At 65.1% G+C, this 18,299-nt stretch carries 16 protein-coding genes; 11 read left to right on the forward strand and 5 right to left on the reverse strand.

Annotated features, from left to right (window positions below; all coding sequences use genetic code 11):
• Positions 1–8 precede the first annotated feature (8 nt).
• A complete protein-coding gene (locus GGR36_RS02795; protein ID WP_183631625.1) occupies positions 9–953 on the reverse strand; it encodes a hypothetical protein in 945 nt (314 codons plus the stop codon).
• A 473-nt stretch (positions 954–1,426) separates the two neighbouring features.
• On the opposite strand from GGR36_RS02795, the gene GGR36_RS02800 reads away from it, so the two are divergent.
• From GGR36_RS02800 to creD, 4 genes are all read left to right on the forward strand, one after another.
• Entirely contained in the window at positions 1,427–2,644 is a 1,218-nt protein-coding gene (locus tag GGR36_RS02800) for a hypothetical protein (RefSeq protein ID WP_183631627.1), read from the forward strand.
• A gap of 178 nt (positions 2,645–2,822) precedes the next feature.
• Positions 2,823–3,497 carry a two-component system response regulator CreB gene (creB, locus tag GGR36_RS02805; protein ID WP_183631629.1) on the forward strand — a complete coding sequence of 225 codons (675 nt, stop codon included), beginning with the start codon at positions 2,823–2,825 and terminating at the stop codon, positions 3,495–3,497.
• On the forward strand, positions 3,494–4,927 hold the full coding sequence (gene creC, locus GGR36_RS02810) for a two-component system sensor histidine kinase CreC (RefSeq protein WP_183631631.1): 1,434 nt from the start codon (positions 3,494–3,496) through the stop codon (positions 4,925–4,927). The genes creB and creC overlap by 4 nt, the downstream gene beginning before the upstream one ends.
• Before the next feature lie 96 nt (positions 4,928–5,023).
• The gene (creD, locus tag GGR36_RS02815) at positions 5,024–6,421 is read left to right on the forward strand and encodes a cell envelope integrity protein CreD (protein WP_183631633.1); all 1,398 of its coding nucleotides are present in this window, start codon (positions 5,024–5,026) and stop codon (positions 6,419–6,421) included.
• 71 nt (positions 6,422–6,492) lie between these two features.
• On the opposite strand, the gene GGR36_RS02820 is transcribed toward creD, so the two are convergent.
• Positions 6,493–7,284: a hypothetical protein gene (locus GGR36_RS02820; protein WP_183631635.1), complete on the reverse strand. Its 792-nt coding sequence runs from the start codon at positions 7,282–7,284 to the stop codon at positions 6,493–6,495.
• The gene (locus GGR36_RS02825; RefSeq protein ID WP_183631637.1) at positions 7,281–8,216 is read right to left on the reverse strand and encodes a substrate-binding domain-containing protein; all 936 of its coding nucleotides are present in this window, start codon (positions 8,214–8,216) and stop codon (positions 7,281–7,283) included. The genes GGR36_RS02820 and GGR36_RS02825 overlap by 4 nt, the downstream gene beginning before the upstream one ends.
• 553 nt (positions 8,217–8,769) lie before the next feature.
• Here GGR36_RS02825 and GGR36_RS02830 point away from each other — a divergent pair.
• From GGR36_RS02830 to GGR36_RS02850, 5 genes are read left to right on the forward strand one after another with little or no spacing between them, the layout of a single operon-like run.
• Positions 8,770–9,975, forward strand: a complete 1,206-nt coding sequence (locus GGR36_RS02830) for an acetyl-CoA C-acetyltransferase (protein WP_183631639.1) — start codon at positions 8,770–8,772, stop codon at positions 9,973–9,975.
• Between the two features lie 2 nt (positions 9,976–9,977).
• Positions 9,978–12,128, forward strand: coding sequence for a 3-hydroxyacyl-CoA dehydrogenase NAD-binding domain-containing protein (locus tag GGR36_RS02835; protein ID WP_183631642.1), 2,151 nt, complete (start codon positions 9,978–9,980; stop codon positions 12,126–12,128).
• Positions 12,109–12,741 (forward strand): TetR/AcrR family transcriptional regulator, encoded by a 633-nt coding sequence (locus tag GGR36_RS22220; RefSeq protein ID WP_183631644.1) that lies wholly within the window; start codon positions 12,109–12,111, stop codon positions 12,739–12,741. The genes GGR36_RS02835 and GGR36_RS22220 overlap by 20 nt, the downstream gene beginning before the upstream one ends.
• Positions 12,738–13,922, forward strand: a complete 1,185-nt coding sequence (locus tag GGR36_RS02845; RefSeq protein WP_183631646.1) for a CaiB/BaiF CoA transferase family protein — start codon at positions 12,738–12,740, stop codon at positions 13,920–13,922. The genes GGR36_RS22220 and GGR36_RS02845 overlap by 4 nt, the downstream gene beginning before the upstream one ends.
• The gene (locus tag GGR36_RS02850; RefSeq protein ID WP_242533103.1) at positions 13,919–15,070 is read left to right on the forward strand and encodes an acyl-CoA dehydrogenase family protein; all 1,152 of its coding nucleotides are present in this window, start codon (positions 13,919–13,921) and stop codon (positions 15,068–15,070) included. Before GGR36_RS02845 ends, GGR36_RS02850 begins: the two co-directional genes overlap by 4 nt.
• A gap of 28 nt (positions 15,071–15,098) precedes the next feature.
• Here the strand turns inward: GGR36_RS02850 and GGR36_RS22085 are convergent, their stop codons facing one another.
• A complete protein-coding gene (locus GGR36_RS22085; RefSeq protein WP_256378349.1) occupies positions 15,099–15,224 on the reverse strand; it encodes a hypothetical protein in 126 nt (41 codons plus the stop codon).
• A gap of 7 nt (positions 15,225–15,231) precedes the next feature.
• Positions 15,232–15,522 (reverse strand): DUF2917 domain-containing protein, encoded by a 291-nt coding sequence (locus GGR36_RS02855; protein ID WP_183631648.1) that lies wholly within the window; start codon positions 15,520–15,522, stop codon positions 15,232–15,234.
• Between the two features lie 86 nt (positions 15,523–15,608).
• Between GGR36_RS02855 and gcvA the strand changes: the two genes are divergently transcribed.
• Positions 15,609–16,514, forward strand: a complete 906-nt coding sequence (gcvA, locus tag GGR36_RS02860) for a transcriptional regulator GcvA (protein ID WP_183631650.1) — start codon at positions 15,609–15,611, stop codon at positions 16,512–16,514.
• 96 nt (positions 16,515–16,610) lie between these two features.
• Positions 16,611–18,239: a CTP synthase gene (locus GGR36_RS02865; RefSeq protein ID WP_183631651.1), complete on the forward strand. Its 1,629-nt coding sequence runs from the start codon at positions 16,611–16,613 to the stop codon at positions 18,237–18,239.
• The last annotated feature ends 60 nt before the right edge of the window (positions 18,240–18,299 follow it).

Raw genomic sequence — 18,299 nt, forward strand, 5'->3', positions numbered from 1 at the left:
GTGGCCGATTAGCGCGTGGCCTCTTTCTGGTAGTCGGGTGGCGGCAGGAAGCTGGTGTCCGCGACCGGTTTCACGGCAATTGTCTGCACCTCGTGGGTGAAAGTGAGCAATGCGCCACTCGAAGCACGATCCGCCATTTCACTCGTTGCCTGCCCCGCGATCAAACCGCCCAGCAGGCCGCCGACGCTGGTCGGCGTGCTGCTTGCCGAGGCCTTGGCATCGCCACGCTGATCGCTGCAGACATTGCCGGAAGCGCTCCAGCTCATTTTGGTGAGGATCGGGTATCCATGGATCTTTTTCATGTCATTCGCCCACTTGGCGAAACTCTTGGTGCCGGCGCCGCGGATCAGCGAAGCCATCGAAGCGACCACATCCGGCGGCACATAGCGGCCGAACGGATGTTCCGCGGGCCGGGTGGCGGACCGCCAGCGCTGCTCGAACGATTCATTGATGCGTTTGACGTCGCGGATCTGGCCGTTCTCCGGTGTCGTCCATAGCTCCAGCACGACTTCGTTGCGTGCCACCTGTTTCTGCGGATCCTGCATTTCGAGCTTCCACTTGAGCAGGAACTGTTCGGTGTCGAAAGTGTTGATGCGCTTCTTCTCGCCGGATGCCAGCACCGAGAATTCGTTGGATTTCACAGTCAGCGGGCACTTCGCTTCCGAAGGTTCGCGGGGCTTTTCCTTGTCCTTCGGCTGTTTCTCAGGCTCGGGCTTCATCGCCGAACCGCAACCGCTGAGTGCGCATTCGCGATAGCTGCGTTTGGCCGGGTGCAGTGTCCACACCAAGCTACGGTCGAGACGGATGATGTCGGCGCTTCGGCCGTCCCCCGCCAGTTGGCGAAACAGCCAGTTGTCGAACTGGAACTGCGAATCGGTGCGCCGCATGTCGGCACGGGTCGCGACGGTTTGCTGCCCGTGCATCACCGGCATCATGCGGCCGTCGATCGACATGCTGGTGGTCAGCACAGCGGTTGGCGAAGTCGGTCCGCTTTCAGCCGCTGTCGCCGTTCTTGTCGGAGTTGGCTCGGGCGATGCAGAACCCGGGTTTCGCTCGCCGCTGCTCGGATTGCTTGCGCATGCGCTTAGCACCAGCGCTGGCAGTAGCACCGCCGCAAGCTTGATCCCGAGTCCGCGTTGCGTGTCCAGTTGCCCCCGGACCGTGGTGCTACGCGCGGCAGCGTGCGACGTGTTCGGGCGAGAATTCCTGAGGGTCTGTGCCATGTCGTGCGCCTCCAAGGTGTTCACAAGGCCGTGCTGTGCGACGAATGCTGCCGTCGAGGTGTGACATTCATGCCACGGCAGGTGGTGACGCGCGACGCCCATACGCCACAAATATCCTCCCCTAATCGCGTGCCTGAAGCTAGTATTCCCGGCGCATAACGGGCGTGCGGGTGCGTTCAGTCAGGAAAACGGGAGAGCGGACAATGCGGAAGTTGATCGTGGCGGGTGTGCTGGCGGTGTGCTGCGGCGGTGCGCAGGCGAAGAACCTGTTCGAACTCGATGCGCTGGTGAAAGACACTGGCCAGCGAGGGCAAGTCGGATTCACTTCGCTCACCGACCTGCTCGATGCGGTATCGCTTAGCGGCTTGCAGAATACGGTGTCGACATACACCGACATATCCGCTGCCATTGGCACGCTGTACGTGCGCGGCCTGCCGGTGCAGGTGGAGTACAGGGCCGAATCGCCGATCCTCAACTTCCGCGTGCCCTCACTCGGCATCAATATCAATTTCGCCGGGGCAACACGAAGTGCCAGCGAACAGCAGTTCAAGGACTGGATGAAGGGCGAAGGCAAGAATCTGTTGACCTTGATGCTCAAGGAGATGGCACGCGTATCGCCGGTCGATCCGGTCGCCGGCAATCCCGCCAGTCTCATGGCCCAGATGGGCGCCACGGATTTCTCCACGGCTGCGGATTCGGTGTATGTGGGGGAGTCGACTGGCGGACAGATGGCCGGCAACAACTACGCATTGGTGGGGCTGGAATTTGGCCGCTATTCGGCGGGCGGGTTCTCGCAGAACATGACAAAGCTCCCTCTTGGCTGGACCTGGAATCTCGGTAACGGCTACCACTTCAAGCTCGATGCGCCGCTGACCTACAACGATACGGAAGGTGCCAAGACTGGTAGCGCCGCGTTGGGTGGAAGCCTGCGTGTGCCTGTGCTCACGGGTTGGGTGCTGACGCCGGCGATGCGTGTTGGTGCCGTCGGGTCGGCCGACCTGGGCGCCGCGGCGGTCATGTACTCGGCTAGCCTCTCCAGCCGCTTCAGCTTTGCTGCTGGCGATTGGCTGTTCGGCATGACCAACATGGTCGGGCTCTACCGCACGCAGAGCCTCAAATATGGCGACTATGAAATCAACTACGACTTGTCCAACCAGATGTTCCGAAACGGTCTGGATGTGGGTAACACCTTTCCTGAAAACTGGTTCGGTCGCTCCGTGAACTGGCGCGCGTGGATCATCGATACTCGGTTCTACGGTGACGCTCTCTACATCGAGAAGTATCAGGAGTTCGGTTTTGCGGCTGGCACGCGCATCGAATTCGCCGGAGTGTCGATCGAGAAGGCCAATCTTGGCGTGACCTACACCCACGGCGACAACGGTCTCAAGGGCTTCCGCATGAATTTCGGCTACAAGTTCTGACCAGACCCACTGCAGGCGAGGTGTTCGTGCACAAGAGGCGGCCATGGGCCGCCTCTTTCGTTTGCCCTCCGTTCGCGGCCAACGCCGCTCTGTCGGTACCCGCTGCGCCGGCGATCAAGAGTCGGCAACGTCAGTTGGCGCGCTATCCTTGTGGCGTTCTGAACGACCTGCCGCATTCATGAGCCGCATTCTCATCATCGACGACGAACCTGCCATTGCCGACACGCTGGCCTATGTACTCCGCAGTGAAGGTCATCTGGTCCGGCATGTCAAAGACGCTGCCGGTGCGTTGAACGTGCTGCAGGAAGACCCGCCCGACCTGGCCTTGGTGGATGTGGGTCTGCCTGACCTCAGTGGTTTCGAACTGGTGCGCAGGATCCGCGCGTTCTCGATGCTTCCAGTCATCTTTCTCACCGCGCGCAGCGACGAGATCGACCGTGTCACCGGTTTCGAACTCGGTGCGGATGATTACGTCGTCAAGCCTTTCAGCCCGCGCGAGGTGGCGGGGCGGGTGAGGGCGATCCTGCGTCGGGCGGGTGCTGCCACTGCGCCGCAATCCGCACCCACTGCGGAATTCCGGGTCATCGAGCCGGAAGCACGGATCGAGTATCGAGGCCAGACACTCGCACTGACACGCTTCGAATACCGGCTGCTGCTGCACCTGCTGCGCGCCCCAAGGCGGGTGTTCTCGCGAGAACAATTGCTCGACGCCGTGTGGGGCAACGAGCGTGACAGCACCGATCGCACCGTCGATACCCATATCAAGACGCTGCGCGCCAAGCTGCGCGACGTCGCGCCGGACGCCGACCCGATCCAGACGCACCGTGGTCTCGGCTACTCGGTGCAGCCATGAGCCTGTCGCTGCGCATCCTCGTCGGTTACTTCGTCATCGTCGGCCTCACCGGCCTGTTCGCGCTGATGATCGTGGTGCGCGAGGTCAAGCCGAGCATCCGCGAGACCATCGAGGAGTCGATGGTCGACACGGCCAACCTTCTTGCCGCGCTCGCTTCCGATGAATTGCGCGATGGCACGCTGGCGAAGGGGCGTTTCGCGACGCAAGTGCGGGCGTATTCGCAAAGGCAGATTGATGCGCCGATCTGGCACTTCCGCAAGACCTCGCTCGACTACCGCATCTACGTCACCGATGCGCAGGGCATCGTGGTTTTCGATTCCGAGGGGCGTGCCGAAGGGATGGACTACTCGCGCTGGAACGACGTTGCGCGCACGCTCAAGGGCGGCTACGGCGCACGCAGCACCCGCACCGAACCGAACGATGATGCGAGTGCCGTGTTCCACGTCGCGGCGCCGGTGCTCGATGCCGGTCGCGTGATCGGCGTGCTCACCGTTGCCAAGCCGATCTCCAAGGTCGACCCGATCATTGCGCGCAGCGAGAACGTGATCACCCGCTACGGTTTGGCCCTGGTCGCTGCCTCGCTTGCGCTTGGCCTCTTCGTCACGGTGCGGCTCTCGCTTGCGGTGCGGCGCCTGCAGCGTTATGCGCGCGAGGTGTCGGAAGGGCTGCACGCCGAGGTCCCGCAATCGGGCGCACGCGAACTCAACGACCTTGCGCAGGCGATGGCGACGATGCGCGGCAAGCTCGACGGCAAGCAATATGTCGAGCGTTATGTGCAAGCGCTGACGCACGAACTGAAGAGTCCGCTGGCGGCCATCCGCGGGGCATCCGAACTGCTGAGTGAACCTGATCTGCCGGCCGAAGAACGTGCCCGCTTCGCGCAGAATGTGCAGACACAAAGCCTTCGCATGCAATCGGCGATCGAGCGTCTGCTCTTGCTGTCGCGACTTGAAGCGCGTGATAGCGCGCCGGCGCGCCTCCCGGTGCCACTTGGTGCGCTCGCGGAGGCTTGCGTCGACGCTCGTGCCGCGGTGGCGGAACAGCGCGGCATCGTGCTGGACATGCCGCCAGCGGCCGAGTGGCCCACTGTGCGCGGAGACGCCGACCTGTTGGGCTTCGCACTGGGCAACCTGCTCGACAACGCGATCGACTTCTCCCCAGTCGGCGCGCACGTCGAGGTGGGCTTCGGGGTGCAGGGGCCGCTCGTCATGCTCACGGTGCGCGACCACGGGCCGGGTATTCCTGACTATGCCCGCGAACGCATTTTCGAACGCTTCTTTTCCTTGCCGCGCCCCGACGGCAGCCGCCACGGCAGCGGGCTCGGGCTGGTGGTCGCGCGTGAGGTCGCGCAACTGCATGGAGGCCAGATCGAGGTTGATAACGCCGACGGCGGCGGCGTGCTGGCGCGCCTGAGCTTGCCCGCCAGCTGACACTTCACACGCCCTTCACATTCGCCACACGCTGCGCTCAGCAAGGCTCCATCGGGCACATCGACACTTGCCTCGTCTTGTTCAGAGGAGCGTGTGATGAAGGGATTCGTGTCCAAGTTTCTTGTGCTGGCCTTGCTGGTGGCGGTGTTGGGTATCGCGGTAGCAATGGTGCGAGGCGTGATCGAAGACCGCGGGCGTTACCGCGACGATGCGCTGCGTACTGTGAGCAACAGCCTTGCAGGGCCACAGGCGCTTGCGGGCGGTTTGCTGGTGGTGCCCTATACCGAACGCTGGGAAGAGGTCGAGGCGCGCGGCACCGCGCAGGAGCGGCGCGAGCAGAAAGTCGAGACGGGCATGCTCCATGTGCTGCCGGAATCGCTGGATGTCTCCGGCCAGCTGGTGCCGGACGTCCGCAAGCGCGGCGTGTTTCGCATCAATGGCTACACCTTTTCAGGCAGTTTGAAGGGGCGCCTGAAGATGCCCACCGTTGCGGCGGTGAAGCGTACGGTGGAGGGCAGCGAAATCCGTTTCGGTGTGCCGTCGCTGGTGCTGTCGGTCGGCAATGCGCGCGGTCTGCGAACTATCCGTATGAGTGCCGCCGGGCAGTCGCTGGCGGTGGCGCCTGGTACCGGGCTTGGCGGCCTGCCGGCGGGCGTCTCGGCGTCCCTCGCCGCGGTGCCGGATCCGGGCAGCGAATTCGCGTTCGAGATCGCCGCCGAGGTGGCGGGCGCCCAGCGGCTGGATGTGATTCCGCTTGGCATGGAAAGCCGTCTCGTGCTGCATTCGGAATGGCCGCATCCTTCCTTCGTCGGCGACTTCCTGCCCGCTGAACGCACCGTGCGAGACAGCGGTTTCGACGCAAGCTGGCGCACGTCGGCGGTCGCCAGCAATGCACGCGCACAATGGCTGGCGCGCGCGACCGGCGCGGCGCAGGGGCAGGGTGCAGGCGACACGATTTCGCTCGACGGCGGCCCGGCGGTCGCACGTTCGGTTGCCGGGATCGAAAGTTTCGCGGTGGCCTTGATCGACCCGGTCGATGCCTATGTCCTGAGTGACCGCGCCACCAAGTACGCCATGCTCATCATCTGCTGCACGCTTGCCTTGTTCGCGGTGTATGAACTGATCAAGGGCCTGCGGATGCATCCGGTGCAGTACCTGCTGGTTGGCTTCGCAATGGTGCTGTTCTTCATGTTGCTGCTCGCGCTATCGGAACACATCGGATTCGATGCCGCGTACGGCGTTGCCTCAGTGGCTTGTGTGGGACTCATCAGCTACTACGTCAGCGCGATTCTTGGCAGCCTCTGGCGCGCCGGCGGCTTTGCGGTGCTGCTTGGCGGTTTGTACGGTGCGCTGTACGCCATCCTCTGCTCTGAACAGAATGCGCTGCTGCTGGGAACCTTGCTGCTGTTTGCGGTCCTGACCGGCGTGATGGTGCTGAGCCGGAGCGTCAACTGGAACGCCTTGCTGCAGCCTGCGGTGACAGAAAACACGTAGTGGTCGGATGGGTGATGCCGGCCCGCCGAGAGGGTGGGCCGGCATCGCCCGGCGCGCGGATGCGTCATTGCCTAGCGTTGTTTGCCAGTCGAGAGGCGCCACGCCTTCGACACACGATCGAAGTGTTCCCCAAGGCCAAAACTGGCCCATACCGGTCGGGTCGACGCCGCGTACAGCCCTTCGCTGATTGCGTGACGCAGGTGTGCCGCGGTCGCCGGCTCGAGTGCGGTGTTGCAGGCCAGCCAGCGTTCCGTGCGCAGCAAAACGAACTGGCGTTCGATCGAGAGTTCCTTGAGGTCGTCGATCGCCGGTTCCTCCGCGACCAGATACGCAAAGCGTTCGGCATTCAACATCTTCATCGCCGCGGCGGAGGCGGGAAGGGTCTGATAGACGATGCCCTCGGCGTCGAGCACATCCCGCACCTCTGCAAGATCTGCGCTGGCAATCGAAGTGTTGCCGCGCAGCTGGGCGACATTGGCGATCGGTGGCGCTACGCCGCGCTTGGCGTAGACCGCGACATCGAGCGGACCGACGCGTCCGATGTAGTTGAGCACTTCTGCTTCGCCCGGTGCGAACGGCACGCCGAGCACACAGGTGTTCCGGGACTGCTTGGCTTCGAGCAAGAGACGTTTCATCGGCCGTGGGCTACCGAAGCGGATGCCCACGCCCTCGCGATCGGCAAGCAGTTTCATTGCCTCGATGTAGGGGCCGGCTGCCACGCCGCCCTGATCGGTCACGAACGGAGGCGTTTCTGCAACCAGAACATTGATCGGCCCTTGTGCCGCGCATCGGGGCGGGGTGCCGAGCAGGGCGGCCATCAACGATAGCTGCGCTGCAAGTGCGACGCGCGTTGACATGCTCATCGCGCGACGACGCTTACCGGCGTCTGCACAATGGTCGGCAGATCGCGCTGTTGCTTGTGCGTCTGCAAGGCTTCCAGAGCAAGGTTGAGTCCGTACTCTGCTTGTCGCGCCGGAAACTGGTCCGCGGTGACAAGGATGCGACCATCCTGGAGCAGCGGACGGATGGCTGGAATGTTGTCGTAGCCCGCCACCAGAATCCGCCCTCGCTTGTGAGCCTGATCGACCGCGCTGGCAGCGCCGATCGCCATGTTGTCGTTCCCGCACAGCAGCGCCGTCACGTCCGGCACGGCCTTGATCAATTCGTTCGCCGCCGCGCTTCCTCTGGCGACTTCCCAATAGCCTGAGCGGACGCCAGCGACCAGCATTCCCGCGCCCTGCATCGCTTCGCGGAAGCCGTCACTTCGCGCCTTTGCGTTGATGGAGCCCGGCGGCCCTTCGATGATCCCGACCTTGCTACCGGCTTGCAGCTTGCGTGCAACATAGTCCCCAACTGCCCGCGCGCCGGCGAAGTTGCTCGGCCCGACGAACGGAATGCTTACCCCGGCGGTCACCAGGGCGCGGTCATCGAGTTTGTTGTCCAGGTTGATGACAAGGATTCCGGCGGCGATCGCCTCCAGAAGGACCGGAAGCATTGCCGCGGAGTCGGCAGGCACCACCAGCAGTGCGGATACGCGCGCGTTGATCAGTTTCTTGATGATCAGCGTTTGCCCGGCGACGTCGGTTTCCTCCTGCACGCCCTGCACGTCCAGCGCGTACCGGGATGCATGCGCACTCGCATGGCGCTGGGCCCCGTCGGCCATCAGCATGAAGAACTCGTTTTTCAAGGATTTGAGCACCAGCGCGATCGTCGGGCGATCCGCCGCGGCCATTGCCTTGCTCGTCGAGAAGATGGTCGCGAGTGCCGCGCTGGCAAGGAATTCCCTTCGTTGCATGGTGGCCACCTCCTCCTGCGGAATCGCGCACAGGTGCCAAGCTTGGGGCGTCTTGCACGGGTTCTGTCCCATCTGGACCGCGCTGATCGGTGTCGCGCGGGATCCTGCACCTTTCAGGGTCGCGGCGCAGGCATGCGCGGCATCCGGGACGGTGCCAAACCCCTTCGGCTGCGGGGAACCCGATTGACAGTCCAATCATAGGCGCCGTCCCCATGATCGCCAGTGGCGGCGGAGCATTTGATCGCCAATGTTGTTTTCAGTCATGTTGGAATCGGGAAGCCGCGACCCTGGTGGCCGTCTCAGGACACGGAGGAGGGATCGGTCGCGCGGGGCGGGCTTGCCGGGGGCGCTCGCGTCTCGCCGCAAGCCGCTATCCGTCTGCGCGGTGGATGCTTCGCTCGAACCCGCGGTGCTTCGCTGTGGCACCCGGGCACGCAAGGCAATCCGGTCCTGTTGAGGAGCGGACGTTGCAGCCAAACGATAGATAATTTGCCAAGCAATTGCTTGCTCAACTAAGTTGTCGATCGTCTTTCCGGGGGGAGTTCAGAGGCGCATGAGCGAAGCATTCATTTTCGAGGCGATCCGCACGCCGCGTGGCAAGGGCAAGGCCGACGGCAGCCTGCATGAGGTCAAGCCGATCGCGTTGACGGTTGGGTTGATGCAGGAGTTGGTGCGTCGGCACGGTTTCGACACCGCGCGGGTCGACGATGTGGTGATGGGCTGTGTGACGCCTGTGCTGGACCAGGGTGCCTGCCTGCCCAAGATCGCTGCGCTGGCCGCAGGCTGGGACTGGAACGCGGCCGGCGTGCAGATCAACCGGTTCTGCGCTTCGGGGCTGGAGGCTGTGAATCTCGCGGCGCAGAAGGTGCGCTCCGGCTGGGAGGATCTGCTCGTGGCCGGTGGCGTCGAGTCGATGTCGCGCGTGCCGATGATGTCCGACGGCGGTGCCTGGGCGCTGGATGCCGAGACGAGCCTTGCGACCCACTTCGTGCCGCAGGGCGTTGGCGCCGACCTGATTGCCACGCTGGACGGCTACGACCGCGACACGGTCGATGCCTTCGCGCTGGCTTCGCAGCAGCGTGCTGCCGTTGCGCGCGCGGCTGGCCATTTCACTCGTTCGGTGGTGCCGGTGACGGACCGGCTCGGGCAGGTGATCCTCGCCGAGGACGAGTTCATCAAGCCAGCGACCACCCGCGAGGCGCTGGCCAAACTCAAGCCCTCGTTCGAGGCCATGGGCGGCTTGGGCTTCGATGAATTGGTCAAGCGCCGCTATCCGCAGGTGGAACGGGTGCGGCATGTGCATACCCCCGGCAATTCGTCCGGCATCGTCGATGGTGCCGCACTGGTGCTGATCGGCAACGAAGCGGCGGCGAAGGCGAACGGGCTGACGCCGCGCGCCCGCATCGTCGCCACCGCGCTGGCGGGCGACGATCCGATGATCATGCTCACCGCGCCAGCGTTGGCGGCCCGCAAGGCGCTGGACCGCGCCGGACTGAGTGTTGAGGACATCGACCTCTTCGAGGTGAACGAGGCCTTTGCTGCAGTGGTGCTGCGCTTCATGCGCGCGATGGGGGTGCCGCACGAGAAGGTGAACGTGAATGGCGGCGCGATTGCGTTGGGCCACCCGCTTGGCGCGACCGGCGCGATGTTGGTCGGCACGCTGCTCGACGAGCTGGAGCGGCGCAACCTGCGCCGTGGCCTGGTCACGCTGTGCGTGGGCGGCGGCATGGGTATCGCCACGATCATCGAACGGGTGTGAGCATGACGAATCTGCAGAGTTTCCGGATCGAGCGCGGTGAAGACGGTATCACCGTAGTCACCATCGACATGTCGGGGCAGGGCGCGAACACGATGAACGCCCGCTTCCAGGCGGACTTCATCGAACTCGTCGCACAGTTCGAAGCCGAGCGCGAGACGACCACCGGCATCATCCTGACCTCGGCCAAGAAGACCTTCTTCGCCGGCGGCGACCTTGAAGAGCTGATCGGCTACCGGCGCGACGACGCGCCGCGGGTGTTCGCGGCGGTCGGAGCGCTGAAGCACGCGATGCGCCGGCTCGAACGTATCGGTCGGCCGGTGGTGGCGGCGATCAACGGTGCCGCGCTGGGCGGTGGCTGGGAGCTGGCGCTGTGCGCGCATCAGCGCATCTGCACGGACGACGCGCGGATCGAGCTGGGCCTGCCCGAAGTCACGCTGGGTTTGCTGCCCGGTGCAGGCGGCGTGGTGCGCATGGTGCGGTTGCTCGGCCTGCAGCGGGCAGCGCCCTACCTGCTGGAGGGGCAACGCTTCCGCCCGGCGGATGCGCTCGCGGCCGGGCTGGTGCAGCGTCTGGTGCCGGCCGGTGAGGATCTCGTCGCGGCGGCGCGTGCCCTGATCGCCGAGTCGCCCGTTGCGCAGCAGCCTTGGGACACGGAGGGCTTCCGCATCCCCGGTGGCGGGCCGGAGAACCCGAAGACCGCTCAGATGATTTCGGTGGCGCCTGCGGCGCTGCGGGCGAAGACTCGCGGCTGCTATCCGGCGCCCGAAGCAGTGCTGGCGGCGGCGGTGGATTCGACTCGGGTCGATGTCGATACCGCGTTGCGCATCGAAACCCGCTACTTCGTCGAGCTGGCGACCGGCCAGATCGCCAAGAACATGATCGGCACCCTGTGGTTCGGGCTGAATGAAATCAAGCGCGGCGCGCGCCGACCGCAGGGCGTGCCCGCTTGGCAGGCGAAGAGAGTGGGCGTGCTCGGCGCGGGCATGATGGGCGCCGGCATCGCGTGGGCGGCGGCAAGTCGCGGCATCGACACCGTGTTGCGCGATGTCACGCTCGAGCGCGCCGAGAAGGGCAAGGACTACTCGCGCAAGTTGCTCGACAAACGACTCGCGCGCGGTGCGACCACCACAGAGAAGCGCGACGCGACGCTGGCACGCATCACACCTGCAGCCGACGTCGCCGCGCTGGACGGCTGCGACCTGATCATCGAGGCGGTGTTCGAGCAACGCGCCCTGAAGAACACCGTAACCCGCGAAGCCGAGCCGATGCTCGCGCCCGGTGGCGTGTTTGCATCGAACACCTCAACCCTGCCGATCACCGGGCTGGCCGAAGCCTCGGCCGACCCGGCGCGTTTCATCGGCCTGCATTTCTTCTCGCCCGTCGACAAGATGCAGCTGGTCGAGATCATCAAGGGCGCGCGCACCTCGCCCGAGACGCTCGCGAAGGCCTGTGACTTCGTGCAGCAGATCGGCAAGACGCCGATCGTGGTGAATGACTCGCGCGGCTTCTTCACCAGCCGGGTGTTCGGCACTTTCACCAACGAGGGCGCGGCACTGCTCGCCGATGGCGTGCCGGCGGCAGTGATCGAGAACCTCGCGCAGCAGGCGGGCATGCCGGTCGGGCCGCTGGCGGTGATGGACGAAGTGACGCTGTCGCTGATCCTCGCCGTCGCGGATCAGGCCGCACGCGATTGTGCCGAGGCGGGCCTGCCCAACACGCCTCCCTCGGCGCTGGACGTGGTGCGGCGTGTGGCCGAAGCAGGCCGCATCGGCCGCAGCGCGGGGGCGGGCTTCTACGACTACCCCGCCGATCAGCCCAAGGCGCTGTGGCCGGGGCTGGGCGAAGCGTTCCCCGTGCGGCCCGAGGCGGTGCCGCTGGACGATGTGCGCGACCGCATCCTCTTCATCCAGGCGATCGAGTCCGTGCGCTGCCTGGAGGAGGGCGTGCTCGAGTCGATCACCGAGGCCAATGTCGGCTCGATCTTCGGTATCGGCTTCCCGGCCTGGACTGGCGGGGTGATCCAGTTCATCAACGCGACCGGCGTGGCGGCCTTCTGCACGCGCGCCGAACAGCTGGCAGCGCGCTACGGCGAACGCTTCGCGCCGCCGGCGCTGCTGCGCGAAAAGGCCGCCCGTGGCGAAGCCTTCCGCTGAATCCGCCTCGCCGCGCAAGCCGGGGCGCCCCAAGGCGCCACCGGGGCCGGACAACGGCCGCACACGCATTGTGCGATCTGCGGCGCGGCTGTTCCGCGAGAAGGGCTTCCGTGCGGCGACTGTGCGCGAGCTGGCCGAGGCCGCGGGCATGCAGTCCGGCAGCCTGTTCTACTTCTTCCGCAACAAGGAGGAGATCCTCGTCGCGGTGATGGAGGAGGGCATGGCCGATGTGCATGCCGCGGTGGCGGCGGCGCAGGCGAGCGGTGGCCCGGTCGCGGCCTTCCGGCTGATGGCGCAGCGGCATCTGGAGGGCATCCTCGACCGCGATGCCGACCACATGACGGTGATGCTCTACGAGACGCGTGCGCTGCCTTCGGCCGCCGAGCGCCATGTGCGGCAGCTGCGTCGCGATTACGAGGCGATGTGGGAGGCGCAGATCGACGCGCTGATCGCCGTTGGCTGCTGGCGAGGCGCCGAATCGCCGCGCCTTTCGCGCATGGCCCTGATGGGGGCGATGAACTGGGCGGTGCAGTGGTTCCGCCCCGACCGCGGTGACACCATCGAGGCCTTGGTCGACACGCTGGCGCAACTGTTCCTGAAGGAGTCCGAATGAACCCGAGTACCGGGCCGCTGGCCGGCGTGCGCGTCATCGAGATTGGCGGCATCGGCCCCGCGCCCTTCTGCGGCATGTTGCTCGCGGACATGGGGGCCGACGTGGTGCTGCTCGAACGCAGCGGCGGCACACTGGCGCGCCAGCTCTTTGGCGGCGGACGTGAGACGGTGGCCAACCGCGGCAAGCGCTCGCTGGGCATCGACTTGAAGGCGCCGGGCGCGGCGGAGGTGGTGCTCAGGCTGCTGGAGCAGGCCGATGTGCTGATCGAAGGCTTTCGCCCCGGCGTGATGGAGCGGCTCGGGCTGGGCCCGGAGGTCTGCGCGGCTCGCAATCCGAGGTTGATCTACGCCCGCATGACCGGCTGGGGCCAGACCGGCCCGCTGGCACCGCGCGCCGGGCACGACCTGAACTACGCCGCACTGTCGGGCGCATTGGACGCCGGTCGCTGGCATGGTGGCGCACCCTGGGCCCCACCCTCGTTGCTGGGCGATATGGGCGGCGGCGGCATGATGCTCGCGTTCGGCATCGCCTGCGCGCTGCTCGAAGCGCGCCGCAGCGGCCGTGGGCAGGTGATCGACGCCGCGATGACCGAAGGCGCCGCGCTGCTCGCACATGGTCTCTACAACGTCCATGCCAAGCGCGAGCGCTATCCGGGCATCGAGCACATCCTCGATTCCACCGCGCCGTTCTACGACGTCTATGCCTGCGCGGACGGCAAGTGGCTGTCGGTCGCGCCGCTTGAGCCGCAGTTCTACGCGCTGATGCTGCAGGCGCTGGGCCTGCTGGACGACCCGGACTTTCCGGTGCTGGAGCAATACACCGCAGCGCACTGGCCGCGGATGCGTGAGCGCCTTGCGGCGATCTTCGCCGGCCAGCCACGCGAGCACTGGACGTCGATGTTTGCAGATTCCGACGCTTGTATCGCGCCGGTGCTCGACATGGACGAGGCGCCTGAGCACCCGCACTTGCAGGCGCGGGAGGCCTTCATCGAGGTGGCCGGGATCCGCCAGCCGGCGCCCGCGCCGCGCCTCTCGGCCACGCCCGCCTCGGTGCGTAGCGAACCGCCGTTGGCCGGCGAACACACGGTCGAATTGCTGCGCGCGTTCGGGTTCTCCGACGCCGATCTCGACGCGCTGCTCGCGGCCCGCGTCCTCGAACAACTTTCGGAGAACGCCGCATGACCCCGCTGCAGACCACACCCTTGCCCTGGATGACCGAGGACATCGCGATGTTCCGCGACGCCGCGCGCCGCTTCATTGAGGGCGAGCTTGCGCCGCACTGCGAGCGCTGGCGCAAGCAGGGTTTTGTCGACTGCGAGGTCTGGCGCAAGGTCGGCGAGATGGGGATGCTGCTGCCGGAACTAGACGAGGAATGGGGCGGCGCCGGGGGCAACCTCGCACATCAGCTGGTGATGGTCGAAGAGCTGGGCCGCGCCGAAGTGCCAGTCAGCACTTCGGTGCACACGATCGCGGCGCACTACATCCTCGACTACGGCACCGACGAGCAGAAGCGGCGCTGGCTGCCGAAGATGGCGAGCGGCGAACTGCTGGCCGGTATCGCGATGACAGAGCCGGACGCCGGCAGCGACCTGCAGGGCATTCGCACGCGGGCGGTGCACGACGGCGACGACTATGTGATCAACGGCGCCAAGACCTTCATCACCAATGGCGCCACTGCGCATCTGCTGGTAGTCGTTGTGCGCACCTGCGCCGAGAAGGGCGGCAAGGGGCTGTCGCTGATCGTCCTCGAAACTGAGGGGCTGGCGGGTTTCCGCGTCGGCCGCATCCTCGACAAGATCGGCCAGAAGGGTTCAGATACCGCCGAGCTGTTCTTCGACGATGTGCGCGTGCCGGCGGCCAACCTTCTGGGTGGCGCCGAGGGGCAGGCCTTTGCGCAGCTGATGAGCCAGCTGCCCTACGAACGGATGCTGCTCGCGGTGCTGGCGATCGCGGTGATCGAGCGTGCGCTGGAACTGACGATCGACTACACCAAGGCGCGCAAGGCCTTTGGGCAGACGGTGTTCGACTTCCAGAATACCCGCCACAAGCTCGCCGAATGCGCGACCACCGCGCATGTGATGCGGGTATTCGTGAACGATTGCATCCAGCGCCTGCTCGACGGCCGGCTCGACGCGACCGCCGCCTACATGGCCAAGTGCTGGTGTTCAGAGCAGCAATGCAAGGTGCTCGACGAATGCCTGCAGTTCTTCGGTGGCTACGGCTACATGAGCGAGTACCCGATCGCACGGCTGTGGGCGGACGCACGGGTGCAGAAGATCTACGGTGGCACCAACGAGATCATGAAGGAGCTGATCGCGCGGGCGCTGTAACCGCCCGGCGTTGGACCGGGCGGTTGCTTCAGTCGGCGCGCGGGCGCGGCTGGTCAGCGCGGGGGAGGCGGTATTTCGTCGTACGGATGACCGCATCGGCCGCGGCCGCGACTACCACGACAAAAACCGGCGCGAGGAAAAGTTCGAAGGCCATGATGTCCTCAGCTTTCTGCCCACTGCAGGGTGGGCGGGTTGGGGGAAAGAATCGACGACGCACGATCTCGGCGTCGCAGGGTCAGGCGGCTGGCTTCAGTGGCCTCGATCACCAGCTTCCCGCGCCCGGTTACCTGGAAGCTGACGCCGGTATCAAGGATGTGATCGCCGGCCTGATCGGGCGTCGTCAGCCAGATGCGACCTCGCGTGCAGCGCAGTTCAAGTCCTGCGGCATCGGTGAGCGCGAGGACGTCCCCTTGGTCAAGGTTTAACTGCGATTGTGTTAGATTGACTTTCATGATCCGGGGCTCCTGAGTTGCCGTTTTGCTGGCGTAAATTCTCGTCTAGCAGGCGCAAGAGTGGATCGATACTTTCTAACCGGCCTATGAGTACTACTAACAAATCATCGATGCCGAGCCTGCCGCCCCTGGGTGCCTTGCGGGCCTTCGAAGCGGCTGCCCGGCATGGCAGCCTGACCGCCGCAGCAGACGAATTGAGCGTGACGCATGGCGCGGTCAGTCAGCAGGTGAAGTTGCTGGAGGAGTGGCTCGGCGTATCCCTGTTCGAACGCAAGGGGCGCGGCGTGGCGTTGACGCGCGCCGGAGAGGCGCTTGCCGGCACTGCCCACGATGCGCTGATGAGCATCGCCGAGCGTGTGGCGCAGATCAGGCGTCGCGCCAATCCGCGTCGTTTGACGGTTACGACGATGCCGTCGTTTGCGGCGCGCTGGCTGACGCCGCGTATCGGCCGTTTTCTCGAACGCGAGCCGAACATCGAACTCAACATCCGCTCGACCGAGGCGGTGCTGGATCTGGCGATCGAGGGGGTGGATGTCGCGATCCGCTTCGGAGCAGGGCACTACCCGGGCTTTGACTGCGAATTCCTGATGGCCGATGAGTTGCTCGTCGTCGCAAGTCCCGGATATCAGGGCGGAAAACTGCCGCGACGCCCGCAAGACTTGAAGGACGCACAGCTCTTGCACGGCGCCGGTGATGACTGGGGCAGCTGGTTTGCAGCGGCGGGCGTGGCGTACGCGGCGCCTCCGAAGGGCGTTTCCTATACCGATTCCAGCCATGCCCTTCAGGCGGCAGTCGAGGGTGCCGGTGTTGCGCTGACCCGGCGGAGCCTCGTCAAGACCGACCTTGCGAACGGTCGCCTGGTGCAACTCTTCGACGTGGTGTGCCCGGTCGCGTTTTCCTACTGGCTGGTGACCCAGCCGAGTGCGCGAGAGATACCCTTGGTGCAGCGATTTCGTGACTGGATCGTCGATGAGGTGGCGCGCGAGGCCTAGTGCCACGGTCAGTGCAGAAGTCGGGGCCGAAAAGCCGGGTTTGGAGGGCGCGGTCGGATGCGCTATCATCTCTTTTTACCAGCATCCCGTTTCGCCATGACCAAGTACGTCTTCGTCACCGGCGGCGTGGTGTCCTCGCTAGGCAAGGGCATTGCAGCTGCTTCACTCGGGGCCATCCTCGAATCCCGCGGCCTCCGCGTCACCCACCTCAAGCTCGATCCCTACATCAACGTCGACCCCGGCACGATGAGCCCGTTCCAGCACGGGGAAGTCTTTGTGACCGAGGATGGGGCTGAGACCGATCTCGATCTCGGGCACTACGAGCGCTTCACCAGCGCCAAGATGTCCAAGCGCAACAACTTCACCACCGGCCAGATCTACGAGTCGGTGATCAAGAAGGAACGGCGCGGCGAGTATCTGGGCAAGACCGTGCAGGTCATCCCTCACATCACCGACGAGATCAAGCGCTACCTGAAACGCGGCGCTGAAGGCGCCGACGTCGCGATCATCGAAGTCGGTGGCACGGTCGGCGACATCGAATCCCTCCCGTTCCTTGAGGCCATCCGGCAGATGGGCATCGAGGAAGGTCGCAACAACACCTGCTTCATGCATCTGACGCTGCTGCCGTACATCGCGACGGCCGGCGAGCTGAAGACCAAGCCGACGCAGCACTCGGTCAAGGAACTGCGTGAGATCGGTATCCAGCCGGACGTGCTGCTGTGCCGTTGTGACCGCGAGATCCCGATCGACGAGCGTCGCAAGATCGCGCTGTTCTGCAACGTGATGCCGGAAGCGGTGATCGAAGTGCTCGACGCCGATTCGATCTACAAGATCCCGGCAATGCTGCACAACCAGATGCTCGACGAAATCGTCTGCCACAAGCTCGCAATCCTGGCGCGCGCGGCCGACCTGTCGGTGTGGGACAAGCTGGTCTTCGCGCTGCAGAACCCGGAGCAGGCCGTCAATGTTGCGTTCGTCGGCAAGTATGTCGACCTGACCGAATCCTACAAGTCGCTCACCGAAGCCTTGTCGCACGCGGGCATGCACACGCGTTGCAAGGTGACCATCCACTACATCGATTCCGAGCAGATCGAGAAGGAAGGCACCGGCATGCTGGCGGGCATGGACGCGATCCTGGTGCCAGGCGGTTTCGGCCGCCGCGGAACGGAGGGCAAGATCTCCGCGATCCGCTTCGCGCGCGAGAACAAGGTGCCTTACTTGGGGATCTGTTTGGGCATGCAGCTCGCGGTCGTCGAATTTGCCCGCGACGTGGCAGGCATGGCCGGCGCACATTCGACCGAATTCGACAAGAACACCGCCTTCCCGGTGATCGGTCTGATCACCGAGTGGGCTGATCGCACCGGCAAGGTCGAGAAGCGCGACGAGAATTCCGACCTCGGCGGCACGATGCGTCTTGGCGGACAGACCTGCCTGCTGGGCGAAGGCACGCTGGCACGCGACATCTACGGCAAGCCGGAAGTGGTCGAGCGTCACCGCCACCGCTACGAAGTCAACAACACGCTGCTCGCGAAGCTGGAAGATGCCGGGCTTCGTGTCGCCGGTCGCGCACCGGTAACCGACCTGTGTGAGATGATCGAATTGCCGGATCACCCGTGGTTCGTCGGCGTGCAGTTCCACCCGGAATTCACGTCTAACCCGCGTCAGGGGCATCCATTGTTCACCGCGTTCGTGCGCGCCGCGATGGCGCAAGCGTCCAGGCGGTAAGCTGAAATCACGTGGCCGGCTTCAAGCCGGCCATTTTTTCGCCCGCTGTCATGGCAGATG

It is taken from the genome of Niveibacterium umoris, from assembly GCF_014197015.1.
Taxonomy (GTDB): domain Bacteria; phylum Pseudomonadota; class Gammaproteobacteria; order Burkholderiales; family Rhodocyclaceae; genus Niveibacterium; species Niveibacterium umoris.